The following is a 17,227-nucleotide window of genomic DNA, read 5'->3' as shown; positions in this document are numbered from 1 at the left end:
GGCGGCCCGGCAAAGCCGGTTCCGCGGGTGCCCACGAACAGACTTCGCCGTGCTCGTCCTGGGTTTTTCGTGCGTCGCGAGAGAGCGGGGCTAGCCATCAGGGCGGGTGACGAGAATGCGATGCGCCGCCATCCTTGGCGGCGAACTCAAACCACGAGACCCTGCCCATGCTTTCTGGAATCAAGATCGTCGAAATCGCCGGTATCGGCCCCGGCCCCTTTTGCGCCATGCACCTGGCCGACCTGGGTGCCGATGTCATCGCGGTGGAACGCGAGGCCGCGCCCGACGCCCAGTCCACCATGCTCAACCGCGGCAAGCGCTCGGTGGTAGCGGACCTGAAGACCCCGGAGGGCCGCGAACTGGTGCTCAAGCTCATCGAGGACGCCGACGCCCTGATCGAAGGCATGCGTCCCGGCGTGATGGAACGCCTGGGCCTGGGCCCCGAGGAGTGCGCCGCTCGCAACCCGCGCCTGGTCTATGGCCGCATGACCGGCTGGGGCCAGACCGGTCCCCTCGCGCAAGCCGCGGGCCATGACAACAACTACATCTCGCTGTCGGGCGCGCTCTACTACAACGGCACGCCGGCCGAGCCGCCGCAGTCGGCCATCACCCTGATCGGCGACGTCGGCGGCGGCGCGCTGTACCTGGCGGTCGGCATCCTCTCGGGCATCCTGAAGGCGCGCGCCACAGGCCAGGGCACGGTTGTCGACGCCTCGATCGTGGACGGCTCGGCGCACATGATGCAACTCATCCTGGCGTCGCGCCAAAAGGGCCTGGTCACCGGCGCGCGCGGCGAGAACATGCACGACAGCGCGCACTTCTTCGCCACCTACCGATGCGCCGACGGTCACTTCGTCACGCTGGGCTCGCTGGAGCCGCAGTTCTATGCGCTGCTGATGGAAAAGCTCGGTCTGCGCGACGATGCGCGCTTCTCCGGCAAGCAGTGGGACCGCGCGCGCTGGGGCGAGATGCACGCGCATTTCACCGAGCTCTTTGCCAGCCGCACGCGCGATGAATGGCGCGCCCTGCTGGAAGGCACCGACGTGTGCTTCGGCCCGGTGCTGAGCCCCGTCGAGGCGGCTCAGCATCCGCACAACGTTGCGCGCGACATCTATTTCGAGCGCGATGGCCTGCTGCAGACCAGGCCTGCGCCGCGCTTCGATGGCCAGGCGGTGATGCCGCGGCCGCTGCCCGGGCGCGGCGAGCACACGGAGGCGGTCAAGGCGGCGCTGGAGGGCGCCGCCGGGTCCGCGGGCGTCTGGCGCGCGTGATCGCTACCAGGCGCATTCAGGGCCGGTCCGCGCGAGGACCGAACCCGAATCGCAGCCCTGGCTGCGCCGACATCCGGACGCGTGCCGGATCCCGAAGTCATACCCGTATCCGCGGTCCGCGCGGTAGCCCGGGGCGCTTCGACAGGTCGTGCACATAGCCGAAGGCGAGCTTGTCGGCCTTCGGCTCGGGCGTGTCGAGCCCCGCAGTCGCGATCCTTCAGCCGCCCGGTCATCCTCCCCGGCTTCAGATCACAGCGCCATCTTGATGATCGTGAAGTCATCCTCGAGCGCGCCGGGGCCATGCGCGTCCCGGGCAAACTCGAGCAGGCTATCCAACTCGGACTTTCCGTTGCGGACCGGACGGGTGAGCATCTCCGTGAAGGCGGAGAACTCCAGCATCGAGCCGTCCGGCCGCGTGATCTCGTAGGCGCCGTCGCTGAACACGAACAGCCGGGCAGGGGACTGCAGCATCGACTGGTGTTCCTGGTAGCGGGCAGCGGGCGAGAGCCCGATGCAGGCGCCCGATGCCTGCAGGGGCCGGCCCTCGCAAACGGCGTCGCAAGGCCCGCTCACCAGGATCGCCGGCGGATGGCCGGCGGACGCGTAGCGCAGGGTGCTGGTGGCACGGTGGTACACGCCGTACCAGACCGTGCTGAACAGCTCGCCGTGACGCTCCATCTGATAGGCCTGGTTCAGCGCGGTGAGCACTTCCGCGGGGCTTCGAAAATTGGTCTTCTGCAATGCCTCCGAGCGCAGCGTGTCAGCGACCGCCACAGACAGCAGGGCCGAACCCACGCCGTGGCCGCAGACGTCGATCAGGTAGATCGCCAGGTGCTCGGAGTCGACCCAGTGGTAGCCGAACGAATCGCCGCCCAGTTCGGTCGAGGGGACGAAGCGCCAATCCACCGTGAAGGGTTCCGAGAGCGGGTTCGGCAGGACGGCGCGAACGTAGCGCTCGGCGTCGCGCAGTTCCAGTTGCAGCCGGTCGTGCGTGAGTTGCAGGGCTTCGCGGGACGCGGCGAGGTCGCTGTGGGCACGTGTCAGCTCCTGGTTGGCGGCTTCGAGTTGCGCGATCAGCCTGGCTTCGCGCTGGCTCAGCAAGGTCATGTCGTAGGCCTTCTGCTGCACCAGCCGGGTTTCTTCCCATTCGGCCGTCACGTCGAGCAGAAGCACCCAGACGGTGCCGTCCCCGTCGTCCGCGAAGAAGTGGATGTCCGCGACGCGCCCGCTGGGCATGGCCATGGAACGTATGAGGAAGGGCGTCTCGACCAATGGCAGCATGCCTTCCAGCAAGGGGATCTGTTCGCCAGCGGGGACGCCGAATTCGAGGTTGTCCAGCCCGTAGTGCGCCAGGTGGCCGCCGGCCTGCACCAGGTTCTGCGAGTCGTCCACGACCAGGTGCGCGAGCACGCGCTGCGCATCGATCAGGAGCAGGAGCGAGTCGGAGATCCGCGCGGGCAGGTCCAGCATGTTGACTGCTACTTCGCCAGGCGCGTCGCCAGTGCCTCGAAGGCGGCCTCGACGCTGTCGCCCGTCTTGGCGCTGGTGCGCTTGAAGGTCCAGCCAGCCGCTTCCAGTTCCTGGACGCGCTCCGGCGCGATGGCCCAGTCCTCCACGAGGTCCGCCTTGTTGAGCAGGGCGATGAAGGGCACGGATCCGATCTCGGCGGTGATGCGCGACTGGATCGACGCCGCGGTGTCCAGGGTTTCCGGCCGCGTGCCATCGATCACCAGCAGATAGCCGGCAGCGCCACGCAGGTAGCTCACCCGCACGGCCGCGACCGCGTCCTCGCCGGCGATGTCCCACAGGATCAACGCCATTTCCTCGGTGCCGACCGTCATGACCTTCTTGTCGATCTTCACGCCGACGGTGGTGAGGTAGGCATCCGAGAAGATGGTGTCGACGTAGCGGCGGACCAGGCTGGTTTTTCCCACGCCGAACGCGCCGAGGAGGCAGATTTTTTTCTGGAGCATTTGTACTCGTTCTATTCGCCAGTGCTGACGACGAAGGACACACGCCGGTTCATCGACAGTTCGTCCACGCTGGCGCCGGGTCGCAATGGCTCCAGCGGACCGGCACCACGAACGGCGAGCATAAGCGGATCGACGCCGCGCGCCCGCAGCATGGAGCGCACGACTTCGGCACGGCCCAAGCTGAGGGCCAGATTGGAGTTTTCCTTGCCGGTGGCGTCGGCGTGGCCGACGATCGTTACCTTCACCGGGAAGCCGAGGTTGCGCGACACCTGGATCAGCTCGCGCATTTCCGCAGCGGCGCCGTCGAGTGCGGGTTCCTGGCTGGCGCTGGGTCGCGCGACGTTGTTCTCGAAGTGAATCAGGCGGGCCTCGATGGCGTCGTGCAGGCGCAGGTAGTCCGGGTCCTGCACGTCCTGCAGGGCGCTGAGATCGATCTTCGGCGCACCGGCAGGCAGGGTGAGCAGGAAGGCGCGCGCCTTCTCCATCCAGTATTGGGGTGCGGTGCCGGTGGCGCGAACGCCGCTCGGGTCCTGGGTCAGGATGACAGTCGGCGGCGGATTCAGCGTCGCTTGCATGCGCTTCAGGATGATGGCCGGATGCAGCGCCTGGTAGGGCTCCCACCGGCCGACGATGCGGGTCGGGTCGAGCTTGGTTTTCGCGAGCAATTCTTCCGGCTGGGCGGCCAGCGGGTCGCGCAGGCCGGACACCAGCCACTTGCCGCTGCGGCGGTCGGCATTCGTCACGACGATGCCCGGTTGTGCCTGCAGCGCCTCGACGTAGCTGTCGACGCGCCGGCTTTCGATGACGCGCTGCGTGAGCCAGTAGCCCAGCGCGATCAGCAGCGCCAGCGGGATGATCCACAGCAGCGGCGAGAACTTCCTGTGATGCTCGGCTTCCTGGGAGATGAGGCAAGGCCGCAGCCGCTGCCCGGCCTCGTCGAAGGTCTCGGTATCGCCTTCGAATTCCTCGAGCGGCGTGCGCCATTCCTCGTGGATCGCGGCCAGCGCTTCCCGCAGGCGAATGCGCAGCGACGGCGGCGGATTGCCGTGCACCACCGCGGCCAGGAAGGCCGACGGACCTTCCTCGATCCACAGCAACATGTCGCCCAGGCGCAGGGTGTCGATGCCGCCGCTGTTCGTGCCGCCACTGGCGGATTCGTCGAACGAATCGCGCACGAAATCCTGGATGGCGGACAGCATGGCCGACACGAGCTGCGGGTCTTGCGTCGTCGCATCGTCCCGGGCCACGTGCGAGATCAGCAGGCCCGTCTTGCGGTGGATCATGAAGATGTGGTCGACCCGGTACACGGCCGTGTGCTTGAGCACCACGTCGCCGAAGGTCGTGCCGCTGCGCCATGCCTCGATGCGCCACTTGAGCCCGCGCCACGACAGGCTGTACTTGAGCGCCTGGTTGAGCGATTGGAGCGAGCCGTCGAGGGTCTCGGCGATGGCCTTGCGAATCGCCGGCCCCATGACGGGGTACAGGATGTCGACCATGGTGCGCGGATTCTTGCGGATCGACGCCTGGGTCGCGCGCTCGACGGTGGGCGCGATCACCTGTCCGAGGTGGTCGCTGCGCGCAGCCGCCAACGTGAAGGCGGCTGGCAGCACCGACCCCACCGCATCGGCGAACTCGCGCGGGTCGTCGAACTTCTGCTGCAGCCGCGCCAGCGCTGCCTTCTCGCGCTCCATCAGCACGTCGCGCAGCGCGTCCATGCGCGGGTCTTCCTCCAGGCGGACTGGAGGAAGCTCGACAGCGATGTCCGGGTTGACGCAGCGCGCCAACTCCAGCAGAAGGCCGGCCAACCGCCGGCTCTGGTCCTGTTCGGCCGCGCTGCGGGTCGCGCTCGTCGCGGCAAGCGACAGGCGCGCGTTCACGGCGCCGCAGCTCCAGCGTCCTGCCGCATGGGTTGACCTCGGGCGGTCGCCGCGGGGTTCAACCGCCGCCGTTGCCGCTCTTCGGCGACACGTCCTGGTTCAGGCACTTGGCAATTTCGACGAACAGCCCGGCGAGCAGGTTGCGGTCGGTCTTGACGTTGCTGAGTTCGGAGAACATGCGCTCCATGGTGGCCCGCGAGTCGTCCTGGCGCTTGCGCATCTCGTCGCGCAGGCCCTGCACCTCATGGCCCAGGCGGTCCGTGAAATCGCGCTCGTGGCGCGCGAGTTGGTCGGACAACTGGGCGAGGCGCTTTTCAAGTGCCTGTGTGTGGTCGCGCAGGCTGCGCTCCAGTTCCTTGTCGGCATCCGCACGCAGGTCCTTTTCCTCGCGGAACTGGCCGGCGACCGATTCGAGCTGCTTCTTGATCGTGGATTCAAGACTGCTCAGGCTGCGGGACGACTCCGCCTCCATGTCGCGCATCCTGAGCTGGAAGCGCTCCTCGAGGATGGAAAAGCGCTTGTCGTAATCCTGCATCTGGTTGCCGAACAGCAACTCGCGCATCTTGTCGACACCGGACGCTTCGCCGCCGCTGCCGTTGGTCTGGCCGCCCATCGCGGCCTGCGCCGCCATGGCGGTCTGCACGTCGATTGTTGGTGATTTGGCTGCTTGTGCCATTGGGAAACTCCTCGGTTGGTTGAGTGGGAGAACGGTGGGTCGAAGGTGACCCGCGACGACTGAAACCGGCACCATCGGATGCCAGGGATACCGCGGAACCGGCTTCGCCGGGCCGTCGGTATCGCCCCCTCGAGGGGGAGGCGCCGCAGGCGCTTCGGGGGTGATTCATGCTAGGGCGGCGCCGTCGGCCGGAACAGGAGCGTCAGGCAATTGCGGCCGTCTTCGTAGCGGTACTGCACGCCGTCGGAGAAGCGGCGAACGATGGGGATGCCCCAGCCGCCGATGCGCGCGTCCTGCAGGCTGGTGGCATGCGGGGGCGTGGCGACTTGCCGCGGATCGAACTTGAGGCCCTCGTCCTCGACCTCCAGGGCGATGTCGTCGCCTTGCCAGCCCAGCCGCAGCAGGATGCGCTGCGCGCCGTCGCTGCAGGCATGGGTCATGATGTTCGTGACAACCTCGGTCGAGCACAGGTCGAGGTTGTGCGCGACCTTTTCCGGAAGGTGCTGGCGCTCGGCCCAGTCTTGCACCCAGGCGTTCACGCGCGGGAGTTCGCGCAGTTCGCTGCCGACGATCAGGGAAGCCTCGGGCTCCCCTCCGTTGGAGGACATCAGCGGCTTTCGGAGGATGCCATCAGCGCGCTGAAGGCGGAGTCGACGTCGGGGTACACGGGGATGATCGTGTCGATGCCTGCCATCTTGAGCACCTCCGCCACAAGGGGTTGCGGGCTTGCCAGGACCATTCCGCCACCGTGCGACGACTGGGCCCTGGCATTGACGACCAGCGTGCGAATGCCGATGGACGCCAGGAACGACACCTCGGACATGTCGACCACGGCGAGAAGCTTTCGGGATGCCACGACCGCTGCAAAGCGGTTGTCGATGTCATGCCCGCCGATGCTGTCCATTCGTCCAACCAGGCTGATCTTCTCGACGCCGTCAGCCAGTTGTTCCCGTCTCAGGTCCATACGATCTCCGCGGTGGATGTCGATGTCGAAGGGTTGAACCACCAGTCGCCCTCCGCCGCAAGATCGCCTGGTCCTTCGGTCTTCTTGTATAGAAAAAAAACCGGGATTTCAGCGTCTTGCGATCAACAAGCAGGATCGTCGTCAAGCATACGCGCAAAGTATTACTACGTCGATAACGTGGCGTCCACAAATTGGACGAGAAGGCCGTCCGGGCGCGGCGCGTGGCCGGCGCTTCAGGGTGCCGCTCGAGGCTGCGCGGCGAGTTCAGCCTGCCGCGCAAGCCTGGCTTGCCACGGAATGAGCGCGGGCACCAGCAACTCGATGACCGCGACCAGCACCACGGCGGTCGCGGGTCTCCCGGTGAAGTGCCACGCAGCCAGCCGGCCGAGGCCGCCGAGGAAGACGGCCAGGCTCACGATCCTGAACAAGGCGGTTTGCCGCTCGATCTGCGGCACGATCCACCAGATGATGAAGGCCAGGCCGACGTCCCAGCCGGACGCAAACCGGAACTGGCTGTCGAGGTTCGGATTCGCTGCCTCGACGGGAATGTAGAACTCGACCCCGAAGAGCAAGCCCAGCGTGCCCACCGAAAGAGGCAACAGGCTCAGCACCAGGACGATCGACTGAAGGGCTCGCTTCATCGGACACCTCCACGGACAGGGCGGGCGGTAGAAAGAGCACGGAGAAGAGCACCGAGCGGGGAAGGCCCGGCGCGCCCCTACAGGCTGTACGTCACCAGCCTGAACTCCGGATCCTCGGGGAATTGCTTCACTGTAAAGCCGATGTGCCGCATGAGCTTGAGCATGTCGTGGTTGCTGGACAGGACGAGCCCGTCCATTTCGGACAAGCCCTTGTCCCGGGCCACGTCCATGATGCCCTCCATCAGCCGCGAGCCCAGGCCCTTGCGCTTGTGCGTGTCGGCCACCACCAGCGAGAACTCGCAGCTCGCCTTGTCCGGATTGGTGGCGTAGCGCGACACGCCGACGATCGATTCGGTTTCCTTGACGGTGCCGTCGTCCGCCACGCTGCGCTCCTGGACGACCGCCACCAGCGCCATGTCGCGGTCATAGTCGATCAGGGTGAAGCGCGACAGCATCGACGGCGGCAACTCGTGGAACTGCGAAACGAAGCGGAACCACCGGCTCTCGGGCGACAGTTCCCGCACGAAGTTCTGAAGCATGTCCGCGTCGTCGGGGTGAACCGGGCGAATGGTGCAGGTGCCGCCGCCGCGCATCACGCATTCGCGCTGATAGCGTGCAGGGTAGGGGAGGATCGCCAGATGCTGGTATCCGCGGGCGTATCCGCTGACCGCCTGCGGCGAGCTGCCTACGACGATGCGGGCATCGACCGCCACGGCACCGGATTCGTCCACGATGATGGGGTTGATGTCCATCTCCCGCAGCTCGGGCAGTTCGCAAACCATTTCCGACACACGCAGCAGCACGTGTTCCAGCGCTTCCATGTCGACCGGACTGGCGCCTCGCCATTCGCGCAGCGTGTGCGCGACGCGGGAACGTTCGATCAGCCGGCGCGCAAGGAATTGATTGAGCGGCGGCAACTCCATGGCACGGTCGTTGAGGAGTTCGATCATGGTGCCGCCGGCGCCGAACACGATCACCGGGCCGAACGGGTCGTCGGTGACGAGCCCGACATAGATCTCCCGGCCGCGCCGCGCGCCCGCCATCTTCTGGACGGTCACGCCATGAATGTGCGCCGTGGGCGCCAGCCGCGCCACGCGCTCCATCAATTCGTTGAACATGTCGCGTGCGCCGGCGCCGTTCATGATGTTCAGCGCGACGCCCTCGACATCGGACTTGTGGCTGATGTCGGGCGAGTCGATCTTGAGCGCCACCGGAAAACCCACTTGCGTGGCGATCATCATCGCCTCGTTGGCGCTGCGCGCCAGCATCGTCCGCGTGATCGGGATGTGGAACGACGAGAGCAGCGTCTTCGATTCCATCTCGGTCAGCACCGTGCGGCGTTCGGCCAGCACGCTGTCGATCAGCAGCCGCGCGCCTTCGATGTCGGGCTTTGCAAGCGCAGACAACGGCGGCGGCGTCTGCTGCAAGAGCATCTGGTTCTGATAGAACGAAGCGATGTTGCCGAAGGCGCCGACCGCAGCCTCCGGCGCCCGGAAGGTCGGGATCGACGATTCGATCAGCACGCTGCGGCCGGCGCCCACCGTGGCATCGCCCATCCAGCACGCCAGCAGCGGCTTGTTCATCGGCCGCGGAACCTCGGCCAGGGTTTGCGCTACGGCGGCGGCGTCTGCGCCGGCCTTGGGCGAATAGATCGCCAGCACGCCGTCGACCTGCTTGTCGGCCGCGGCGACGTCAATGGCGCTCCGATAGTGCGCCGCCCCGGCCTCCTCGGAGAGATCGACCAGATCCGTCAGCGTTGCATGCGTGGGAAGCAGGGGCTTCAGTTTCTCGACCGACTCGGCCGAGAGCTTGCCGAGATGCAGGCCGATCTCGTTGACCCAGTCCGCCGCGAGCACGCCCGGACCGCCGCCGTTGGTGACGATGGCAAGCCGCGGACCCACCGGCCGATAGCGCGAGGCCAGGCACATGGCTGCGGAAAACAATTCGACGAACGACCGCACCCGTACCGCGCCTGCGCGTCGCAGCGCTGCCTCGAACACGTCGTCGCTGCCCACGGTCGCCGCGCTGTGGGTATGCGCGGCCTCGTTGCCGGCCGGTTTTCGGCCCGCCTTGAGCACCACGACCGGCTTGGCATGGGCGGCCGAGCGAAGCGCACTGATGAAGGGCCGGGCCTCGGAAATGCCTTCGAGGTACACGACGATGCTGTGGGTTTCGCTGTCGTCGGCCAGGAAGTCCAGCACGTCCGCGATGTTCAGCGCCGTATGCGGCCCTAGCGAGACCACGCTGGAGAAACCCACCGCGTTATGGCGCGCCCAATCGAGCATCGCTGCCGTCAACGCGCCGGACTGCGATACCAGCGCCAGCGGGCCTGCGGCGGCGAGCGCGCCGACCGTGCTCGCGTTGAGTCGAAGCGCGGGCCGCTGGTGCCCGAGCGAGTTCGGTCCCAGCAGATGAATGCCTTCGCGGCTGGCCACTCTTCGCAACTCGGCGGCTTCCTCCGCACCGATGCCGGACGAGACGACCAATGCAGATCGGCAACTCAGCCGGGCCGCGATGCCCAGGGCGGCCGGAATGTCCCGCGACGGCAGCGCGATGATCGCCAGGTCGGCACGCGCCTGCGCCAGGTCCCCCAGCGTTCCGCTGGTATGCACGTCCAGGTATTCCAGAGTGCCTTCGAAGCCACCGGCCTCCAGCGCGTGCCGGATGGCGGTCGAATGCCAGTTGTCGTCTTCGGCTTGCCGGATCGCCCCGGCGAACACGGCGATCGAAGTGGGTACGAACAGTGGAGTGAGGTAGTGCTTTTGCATTGGAGGTGCGCTGCGGCACTTCGTCGGCCGGGAAAACGGAGCATATACCGACCTTTACCGACGGCGCTATGGCGCGGCAACCCTTGCAAGCTCGCCGCGCAACACCCTGGCCGCCTCCACCATATTGGCCAGCGCGGCTTCGGTCTCGGGCCAGCCACGGGTCTTGAGCCCGCAGTCGGGATTGACCCACAGGTTGACAGGCGGCACCACCGCCGCGGCCTTGCGCATCAGCCGGACCATCTCCTCGGTCGTCGGCACGCGCGGCGAGTGGATGTCGTAGACGCCGGGGCCGATCTCGTTCGGGTACTTGAAGTCACCGAAACCGCGTAGCAGTTCCATGTCCGAGCGGCTGGTCTCGATCGTGATCACGTCGGCATCCATCGCCGCGATCTCGGGCAGGATGTCGTTGAACTCCGAATAGCACATGTGGGTGTGGATCTGGGTTCGATCGGCCACACCCGATGCGCTGATGCGGAACGATCGCGTCGCGCCTTCGAGGTAGTTCTTCCAGCCCGCGCGCCGCAGCGGCAAGCCTTCGCGGATGGCCGGCTCGTCGATCTGGATGATGCCGATGCCTGCCTTTTCCAGGTCGACCACTTCGTCGCGGATGGCCCAGGCGATCTGCTCGGTCGTGACGCTGCGCGGCTGGTCGTCGCGCACGAAGGACCATTGGAGGATGGTGATGGGGCCGGTCAGCATGCCCTTCATCGGCAGCCTGGTGAGGCTTTGCGCGTAGGCCGTCCACTCGACCGTCATCGGCTTCGGACGCGCCACGTCGCCGAAGATCACCGGCGGCTTCACGCAACGCGATCCGTACGACTGCACCCATCCGTTGGCGGTGAAGACGAATCCGTCGAGTTGCTCGCCGAAGTACTCGACCATGTCGTTGCGTTCGGCCTCGCCGTGCACCAGGACGTCGATGCCGAGTTCTTCCTGCTTGCGCACGGCCAGCGCGATCTCGGCCTGCATCTTTTCGCGGTAGCCGCCGGCATCGAGCTCGCCGCGCCTGAAGGCGGCGCGGGCGGCGCGGATCGCGGCGGTTTGGGGGAACGAGCCGATGGTCGTGGTCGGCAATGGCGGCAGGGCGAAGCGCGCGCGTTGTTCGACCTGGCGTTGCGCAAAGCCCGAGACGCGCCTGTCGTCGCTCGCCAAGGTCCTGGCCAGGCGCAGCGCGACATCGGCACGGTGCACGCGCGGGCTGCCGCGGCGTGCCGCCGCAGCCTTGCGCGCCGCGGCCAATTCGGTTTCGACCGATGCGCCATCGCCGTCCAGCGCCGCACGCAGTACGCGCAGTTCGTCCAGCTTCTCGACGGCGAAGGCGAGCCAGGACTTGATCTCCGTGTCGAGCTTCGTTTCCGCCCCCAGGCTGAAGGGGACGTGCAGCAGCGAACACGATGGTGCGATCCATAGCTCGCCCTTGTGCTTGTCGGCGACGGGCTGCAGGCGCTGGAGCGCCGCATCCGGGTCGGCGCGCCAGATGTTGCGCCCATCCACGATGCCGACCGAAAGCACCTTGTGCGCCGGCAACCAGTCCGCCACGCCGGTGAGTTCATCGGGCGCGCGCACCGCGTCGACATGCAGGCCTGCCACGGGCAACTGGCACGCGAGGCGAAGGTTGTCCGCGAGCGGAGAGAAGTAGGTGGCGAGCAGCAGCTTCGGCGCGCTGCGCGCGAGCTGCCAATAACTGCGCTCGAAAGCATTGCGCCAGGCGTCGGGCAAGTCCAGGCCCAGGATCGGCTCGTCAACCTGAACCCATTCGACGCCGAGCGCCTTCAGCCGCGCGAGTACCTGCTCATAGACCGGCAACAGTGCATCCAGCAGCGAGAACCTGTCGAACCCGGCCTGCTTTTCCTTGCCGAGCCAGAGAAAGCTCAACGGACCCAGCAGGACGGCCTTGACCTTGTGGCCGAGCTTCTGGGCTTGGGCGACCTCGTTGAAGAGGCGCACCGAATTCAATCCGAAGCGCGTGCTTGCGGTGAACTCGGGCACGAGATAGTGGTAGTTGGTGTCGAACCACTTCGTCATCTCGAGCGCATAGGTTCCATGGCTGTGGCCATGGTCACCGTGCGCGCAGCCTTCCTGGCCGGCCTCGTCGGCCACGCCGCGCGCCATCGTGAAGTAGCGCGCCAGTTCCGGCTCGGCGGCAAAGTCGAAGCGTGCCGGCTCGCAGCCGAGCAACTGGATGTGATTGGCGACGTGGTCGTAGAACGCGAAGTCGCCGACGGTGACGAAGTCGAGTCCGGCATCGCGTTGTGCCTGCCAGTGGCGGGCGCGCAAGTCGGCGCCAACGGCTTCGAGCGAAGCAGCGTCGATCTCGCCGCGCCAGTGTTTTTCGAGAGCGAATTTCAGTTCGCGATGGGCGCCGATGCGCGGAAAGCCGAGGGTGTGAGTACGTGTCATGCCCCGATGTTCCCAAGGATGGCGATATGATTCAAACGAAACATTTTGCGCATCAACGTGAAAATCATTCATGACCGTCTCTCTTCTCGAGATCCGCCACTTCCGCACGCTGGCGGCCTTGCGCGATACCGGCAGCCTGGTTCGCGCCGCCCAACTGCTCAATCTGACGCAGTCGGCGCTGTCGCACCAGATCAAGTTGCTGGAAGATCATTTCGGACTTGCGCTGTTCGAACGCAAGTCCGTGCCGCCGCGGTTCAGCGCGGCCGGCTTGCGGCTGCTCGAACTCGCGGATCGCACCTTGCCGCTGATCGGCGAGGCCGAGCGCGACCTTGCGCGCCTGTCGTCAGGCCGGGCAGGGCAGCTTCGCATCGTGGTGGAGTGCCACACCTGCTTCGATTGGCTGATGCCGGCCATGGACGCGTTTCGCCTGCGCTGGCCCGAGATCGAACTCGACATCGTCTCGGGCTTTCATCCGGACCCCATCGCGCTGGTGATGCAGGACCGCGCCGAAGTCGCCATCGTTTCCGAACAGGATGCGGACGAGACGGTCGACTACCACCCGCTGTTTCGCTTCGAGATCATGGCGTTGCTGGCGAACGACCACCCGCTCGCCGCCAAGCCGTTCCTGACGGCGCGCCACTTCGCAGACCAGACGCTCATCACCTACCCGGTGCCCGACGACATGCTCGACATCGTGCGCCAGGTGTTGGAGCCGGCAGGCGTCGCACCCGCACACCGCCGGACAACCGAACTGACCGTCGCCATGCTGCAACTGGTGGCCAGCGGACGCGGCGTCGCGGCGCTGCCGCTGTGGGCCGTGCAGGGCTATCTCGATCGCGGCTACGTCACGGCGCGACCCGTTGGCAAGAAAGGGCTCACCGGCGAATTGCACATGGCGTGTACCGCCGCGACGTCGCATCACGCCTGGCTGGGCGACTTTGTACAGATCACGCGCGAGACCTGCTTCAAGAGCCTGCCGGGTATCGAGTTGCTTTAGCCTGGAGGCCGCGCCGGGGCCGGCCACAGCCACTACGCACAAGCCATCAGGCGCTTGCTTGCCTAAGCTGCGCCATCCGCATCGCGCCCCATCCCGGCAAGGCATCACCCCATGTCAACCATCGAGTCGACCATTTCCCCCGGCAGCGAGGCCTTCGAGGCCAACCGCGCCGGCATGCTGGCGCTGATCGAGCGCGTGCGCATGTACGAGCGGCGCAGCATCGCCACCTCGGCCAAGTCGCGCGAACGCTTCGAGAAGCGGGGACAACTCCTGCCGCGCGAGCGCCTGTCGCTGTTGCTCGATCCGGGCACGCCGTTCCTTGAAATCAGTTCGCTCGCTGGCCTCGGCCTCGACGACGCCGACCTTGAAAAGAGCGTGCCGGGCGGAGGCGTCATCTCCGGCATCGGCTGGGTCTCGGGCGTGCGTGTGATGGTCAGCGCTTCCGATTCCGGCATCGACGCCGGTGCGCTGCAGCCCATGGGCATTCCCAAGCAATTGCGCGTGCAGGAACTTGCGCTCGAAAACAAGCTGCCGTTCGTGCAACTCGTCGAAAGCGCCGGTGCGAACCTCATGACCTACAAGGTCGAGGAGTTCATCACCGGCGGCAGCCTGTTTCGCAACCTCGCGCGCATCTCGGCCGCAGGCTTGCCGGTGATCACCGTCACGCACGGGTCGTCGACGGCAGGCGGTGCGTACCAGACGGGCCTGTCCGACTACATCGTGATGGTGCGCGGGCGCTCGCGGGCCTTTCTGGCAGGGCCACCCTTGCTCAAGGCGGCCACCGGCGAAGTCGCGACCGAGGAAGAACTGGGTGGCGCGGTGATGCACACATCGATCTCCGGCCTCGGCGACTACCTGGCCGAGGACGATCGCGACGCCATCCGCATCGCACGGGAGATCCTCGCCACCATCGACTGGAACCGCGACGTGCCGGCGCCGCCCTCGCGCCAGTTCAAGCCGCCGCGCTACGACGCCGAGGAACTGCTCGGCATCATGCCGATGGACCACAAGCGCCCGGTCGACATGAAGCAGGTCATCGCGCGCATCGCCGACGACTCCGAGTTCCTCGAGTTCGGTGAGAACTACGGCAGCGCCACGGTCGTCGGCCACGTCAGGATCGAAGGCCTGCCGCTCGGCGTGGTGACGAACAACGGGCCCATCGACGTTCCCGGCGCGACCAAGGCCACGCATTTCATCCAGGCCTGCTGCCAGGCGAAGACGCCGATCCTCTATCTCAACAACACGACCGGCTTCATGGTCGGCAGGGACTTCGAGGAGGCCGGCATGATCAAGCACGGCTCCAAGATGATCCAGGCCGTGACCAACGCCACGGTGCCGCAGATCACCATCTATTGCGGCGCGTCATTCGGCGCAGGCAACTACGGCATGTGCGGGCGGGGCTTTCACCCACGCTTCTGCTTCTCGTGGCCCAACGCGAAGACCGCGGTGATGGGCGGCGAGCAGGCCGCGAAGACCATGGTGATCGTCACCGAGGCTGCGATGAAGCGCAAAGGGGAGGTCGACCAGGCCAGGCTCGATGCGATGGAGAAACGCATCGTCGACCACTTCGACAGCCAGATGAGCGTGTTCACCACCAGCGCGCGCATGCTGGACGACGGCGTGATCGACCCGCGCGACACGCGCGAGGTGCTGAGCAAGGTGCTGTCGATCTGCCGCGACGCGGAACTGCGCGAGCCGCAGAAGATGCAGTTCTCGGTGGCGCGGCCGTGAGCACGATCCAAGCCTATTGCCAGATGCGCGCTTCCATCCTCAGCGTGGCCGCAACTGCGCCATTGCGTGCGGTCATGTCAGGGGAAGCCGCTGCAAGGGGCACCTTCACGACGATGGGTTTCGTGATGTCGTCGGGCTTGAATCTCACCGGTGCGAGGTCGCCGCGCTCTGCCCAACTCATCCGGACCATCCAGTCCTCGGTCGGGGCATGGTTGGTGTCCAGGTCCTGCAGGTCCTGCGGATCGAACAGCGTCACGATGAGCGAATCCCGGAACAGCGAGACGCCCTCGAAGTGCCCGTCGGGCCAGAACGCCTTGGCCACCTCGTAGTCCGGCGCGCGGATTCCCAGTGTCACGCTGTACGAGATGCCCGGCTGGTCTGCCTTGACCCGCGCCCGCTTGGTCAGGAACACCGTGGACAGGTGAACGCATTCCACCGCGGCAGTCTTGTTCTTGAGGTCCTGGTAGGTCCTGCAGGCGGGCGAGTCTTCCTCGGCCTTGCGCCGGCTCAATGACCAGGTCTTGCCGTGTGTGGAAACGACCATTTCCATCTGGTACACCGCGTCGACCCTGCGGTTTTTCGCCTCTTCGGCCTGCAGGGCCACGGGCAGCGTGACGCCGGAAATGTCGAGCCACAGGTCGATCCGGAAGTTGCCGAACAGGAAACGCACGAGGTTCTGGAATCCTTCCTCGCTGTTGACGATGCCGAAGTAGCCTGAGTGCGACCGGTACGCATAGGCGCAGGCCACCGGCATGTCGGCCGGCTTGCCGTCGACTTCGACCTGGGTCCAGAGCGTCGCGTTGTCGATGCGCACCAGCCCGTCGCTGCCGCGTCCGACGAAGGTACGCGACAAGCCCTTGGCCACCTCGTAGTCCATGCGGTTGGTGCCGATCATCGAGAACCATTGCGAAGCTGGCGGCATCACGTGCGCGGGCAGGTAGTTCACGTTGCGGCCGATGCCTACCTGGTCGAGATAGGTCCGCATCGTGTCGCGATTGAAGGTGCCGACGTCCTTCAGGAAGCCGGGCATGTTCGGCACGTTGAAGCCGGCCAGGTCGATGCCGTTGTGCGGCGTGCCGTAGGTGAAGACCTTGGCGACGCACTGCCGTACTTTCGGCACACGCCGCTTGACGTCGTCGATCTCGATTTCCGGCACGTCGTTGGCATCGTTCTGCAGCAAGGTGCGCACCACCAGTCCGCCCATCGAATGGGCGACGAGATAGCAGCGGAAGTCCGCGTCGAGTTGCTCGTCGGTCGGGTGCCTGCCATCGGCCTCGGCGGCCGCGCGCGCCGTCGGACGCACCAGTTCGCGCACCATGGCGATGAGGTTGGCGAGTTCCTTCGCATAGTCCACGATCGAGGAAGTCTCGCCCGTGCCGCGCAGCTTCGATCCCGCGTCATAGAAGCGATGGATGACGATGGAGGCCATCGGAATGCCCTCGAGCAGTCGCTTCCTGCCCGCATCGCCGCTCGCGTAGGCGGGATCGAGAATCTCGATGCCGTCCTTGTAGAGCACGTGGTAGCCGTACTCGGAAGAAAGGCGCACGAGCGGCGATTCGAAGAAGTACGACTTCGGCCGCTCCTTGTCCGCAGTGGCCCGGTAGACCGTCGAGCCGACGTTGAATCCGCAGTACGGGTCGGCGGCCGTGTCGTCGCGCTCGTCGACACCGAACGCAAAACCACGCACGTAGATGATGGGGTAGCGGTTCGGCTCGGGGATGTGCAACTGCGCATCAGGCATGTTGGTCTCCTTCACGGAAGCGCGATTATCGGCAGCGGCCTGCGCATCGGCCAACCACAAAGCGAGGTAGGCCGAAGGGATGGCTGCGACGGCTCATGGCAGTTGCTCCACCGCGTTATCGCGTGACCACCGACCGCAGAGCCGAAGAGGCTGCCGAAACGGCCCATGCCGAGCATCCAGCTGACACC

Annotated in this window: 13 protein-coding genes; 3 read left to right on the top strand and 10 right to left on the bottom strand. The window is 66.3% G+C overall.

Annotated features, from left to right (window positions below; genetic code table 11):
- The first annotated feature begins 167 nt into the window (after positions 1-167).
- On the top strand, positions 168-1,271 hold the full coding sequence (locus tag WKW80_RS23790; protein ID WP_422822951.1) for a CaiB/BaiF CoA transferase family protein: 1,104 nt from the start codon (positions 168-170) through the stop codon (positions 1,269-1,271).
- Between the two features lie 249 nt (positions 1,272-1,520).
- Here WKW80_RS23790 and WKW80_RS23785 read toward each other — a convergent pair whose 3' ends face one another.
- The 9 genes from WKW80_RS23785 to metE form a co-directional block, all read right to left on the bottom strand.
- Positions 1,521-2,741, bottom strand: coding sequence for a PP2C family protein-serine/threonine phosphatase (locus WKW80_RS23785; RefSeq protein ID WP_340366039.1), 1,221 nt, complete (start codon positions 2,739-2,741; stop codon positions 1,521-1,523).
- A gap of 8 nt (positions 2,742-2,749) precedes the next feature.
- Positions 2,750-3,244 (bottom strand): Rab family GTPase, encoded by a 495-nt coding sequence (locus WKW80_RS23780; protein ID WP_340366038.1) that lies wholly within the window; start codon positions 3,242-3,244, stop codon positions 2,750-2,752.
- Positions 3,245-3,255: 11 nt separating this feature from the next.
- Positions 3,256-5,121 (bottom strand): OmpA family protein, encoded by a 1,866-nt coding sequence (locus tag WKW80_RS23775; protein ID WP_340366037.1) that lies wholly within the window; start codon positions 5,119-5,121, stop codon positions 3,256-3,258.
- A 58-nt stretch (positions 5,122-5,179) separates the two neighbouring features.
- Complete coding sequence (locus WKW80_RS23770) at positions 5,180-5,797, bottom strand: hypothetical protein (RefSeq protein WP_340366036.1); 618 nt, start codon at positions 5,795-5,797, stop codon at positions 5,180-5,182.
- A gap of 170 nt (positions 5,798-5,967) precedes the next feature.
- A complete protein-coding gene (locus WKW80_RS23765; protein WP_340366035.1) occupies positions 5,968-6,405 on the bottom strand; it encodes an ATP-binding protein in 438 nt (145 codons plus the stop codon).
- The gene (locus tag WKW80_RS23760; protein ID WP_340366034.1) at positions 6,405-6,761 is read right to left on the bottom strand and encodes an STAS domain-containing protein; all 357 of its coding nucleotides are present in this window, start codon (positions 6,759-6,761) and stop codon (positions 6,405-6,407) included. The genes WKW80_RS23765 and WKW80_RS23760 overlap by 1 nt, the downstream gene beginning before the upstream one ends.
- A gap of 233 nt (positions 6,762-6,994) precedes the next feature.
- Complete coding sequence (locus tag WKW80_RS23755) at positions 6,995-7,402, bottom strand: DUF4345 domain-containing protein (protein WP_340366033.1); 408 nt, start codon at positions 7,400-7,402, stop codon at positions 6,995-6,997.
- Positions 7,403-7,479: 77 nt separating this feature from the next.
- On the bottom strand, positions 7,480-10,170 hold the full coding sequence (locus tag WKW80_RS23750) for a bifunctional acetate--CoA ligase family protein/GNAT family N-acetyltransferase (protein WP_340366032.1): 2,691 nt from the start codon (positions 10,168-10,170) through the stop codon (positions 7,480-7,482).
- Positions 10,171-10,236: 66 nt separating this feature from the next.
- Positions 10,237-12,570, bottom strand: a complete 2,334-nt coding sequence (metE, locus tag WKW80_RS23745; RefSeq protein WP_340366031.1) for a 5-methyltetrahydropteroyltriglutamate--homocysteine S-methyltransferase — start codon at positions 12,568-12,570, stop codon at positions 10,237-10,239.
- A gap of 70 nt (positions 12,571-12,640) precedes the next feature.
- Between metE and WKW80_RS23740 the strand changes: the two genes are divergently transcribed.
- Positions 12,641-13,567, top strand: a complete 927-nt coding sequence (locus tag WKW80_RS23740; protein WP_340366030.1) for a LysR family transcriptional regulator — start codon at positions 12,641-12,643, stop codon at positions 13,565-13,567.
- A gap of 111 nt (positions 13,568-13,678) precedes the next feature.
- On the top strand, positions 13,679-15,298 hold the full coding sequence (locus WKW80_RS23735) for an acyl-CoA carboxylase subunit beta (RefSeq protein ID WP_340366029.1): 1,620 nt from the start codon (positions 13,679-13,681) through the stop codon (positions 15,296-15,298).
- Positions 15,299-15,311: 13 nt separating this feature from the next.
- On the opposite strand, the gene WKW80_RS23730 is transcribed toward WKW80_RS23735, so the two are convergent.
- Positions 15,312-17,039, bottom strand: a complete 1,728-nt coding sequence (locus WKW80_RS23730; RefSeq protein WP_340366028.1) for a lipase family protein — start codon at positions 17,037-17,039, stop codon at positions 15,312-15,314.
- Between the last annotated feature and the right edge of the window lie 188 nt (positions 17,040-17,227).

The sequence above is a fragment of the Variovorax humicola genome, assembly GCF_037889915.1.
Classification (GTDB): Bacteria; Pseudomonadota; Gammaproteobacteria; order Burkholderiales; family Burkholderiaceae_C; genus Variovorax; species Variovorax humicola.
The sequence above is the reverse complement of the archived record's forward strand: the minus strand, read 5'-3'. Positions and strand labels throughout refer to the sequence as shown.

Bases quoted from the DNA above. Each gene is read 5' to 3' on its own strand.
- WKW80_RS23740 (WP_340366030.1), top strand. From the start codon at position 12,641: ATGACCGTCTCTCTTCTCGAGATCCGCCACTTCCGCACGCTGGCGGCC.
- WKW80_RS23760 (WP_340366034.1), bottom strand. From the start codon at position 6,761: ATGGACCTGAGACGGGAACAACTGGCTGACGGCGTCGAGAAGATCAGC.
- WKW80_RS23750 (WP_340366032.1), bottom strand. From the start codon at position 10,170: ATGCAAAAGCACTACCTCACTCCACTGTTCGTACCCACTTCGATCGCC.
- WKW80_RS23790 (WP_422822951.1), top strand. From the start codon at position 168: ATGCTTTCTGGAATCAAGATCGTCGAAATCGCCGGTATCGGCCCCGGC.
- WKW80_RS23785 (WP_340366039.1), bottom strand. From the start codon at position 2,741: ATGCTGGACCTGCCCGCGCGGATCTCCGACTCGCTCCTGCTCCTGATC.
- WKW80_RS23765 (WP_340366035.1), bottom strand. From the start codon at position 6,405: ATGTCCTCCAACGGAGGGGAGCCCGAGGCTTCCCTGATCGTCGGCAGC.
- WKW80_RS23730 (WP_340366028.1), bottom strand. From the start codon at position 17,039: ATGCCTGATGCGCAGTTGCACATCCCCGAGCCGAACCGCTACCCCATC.
- WKW80_RS23735 (WP_340366029.1), top strand. From the start codon at position 13,679: ATGTCAACCATCGAGTCGACCATTTCCCCCGGCAGCGAGGCCTTCGAG.
- metE (WP_340366031.1), bottom strand. From the start codon at position 12,570: ATGACACGTACTCACACCCTCGGCTTTCCGCGCATCGGCGCCCATCGC.
- WKW80_RS23780 (WP_340366038.1), bottom strand. From the start codon at position 3,244: ATGCTCCAGAAAAAAATCTGCCTCCTCGGCGCGTTCGGCGTGGGAAAA.
- WKW80_RS23770 (WP_340366036.1), bottom strand. From the start codon at position 5,797: ATGGCACAAGCAGCCAAATCACCAACAATCGACGTGCAGACCGCCATG.
- WKW80_RS23755 (WP_340366033.1), bottom strand. From the start codon at position 7,402: ATGAAGCGAGCCCTTCAGTCGATCGTCCTGGTGCTGAGCCTGTTGCCT.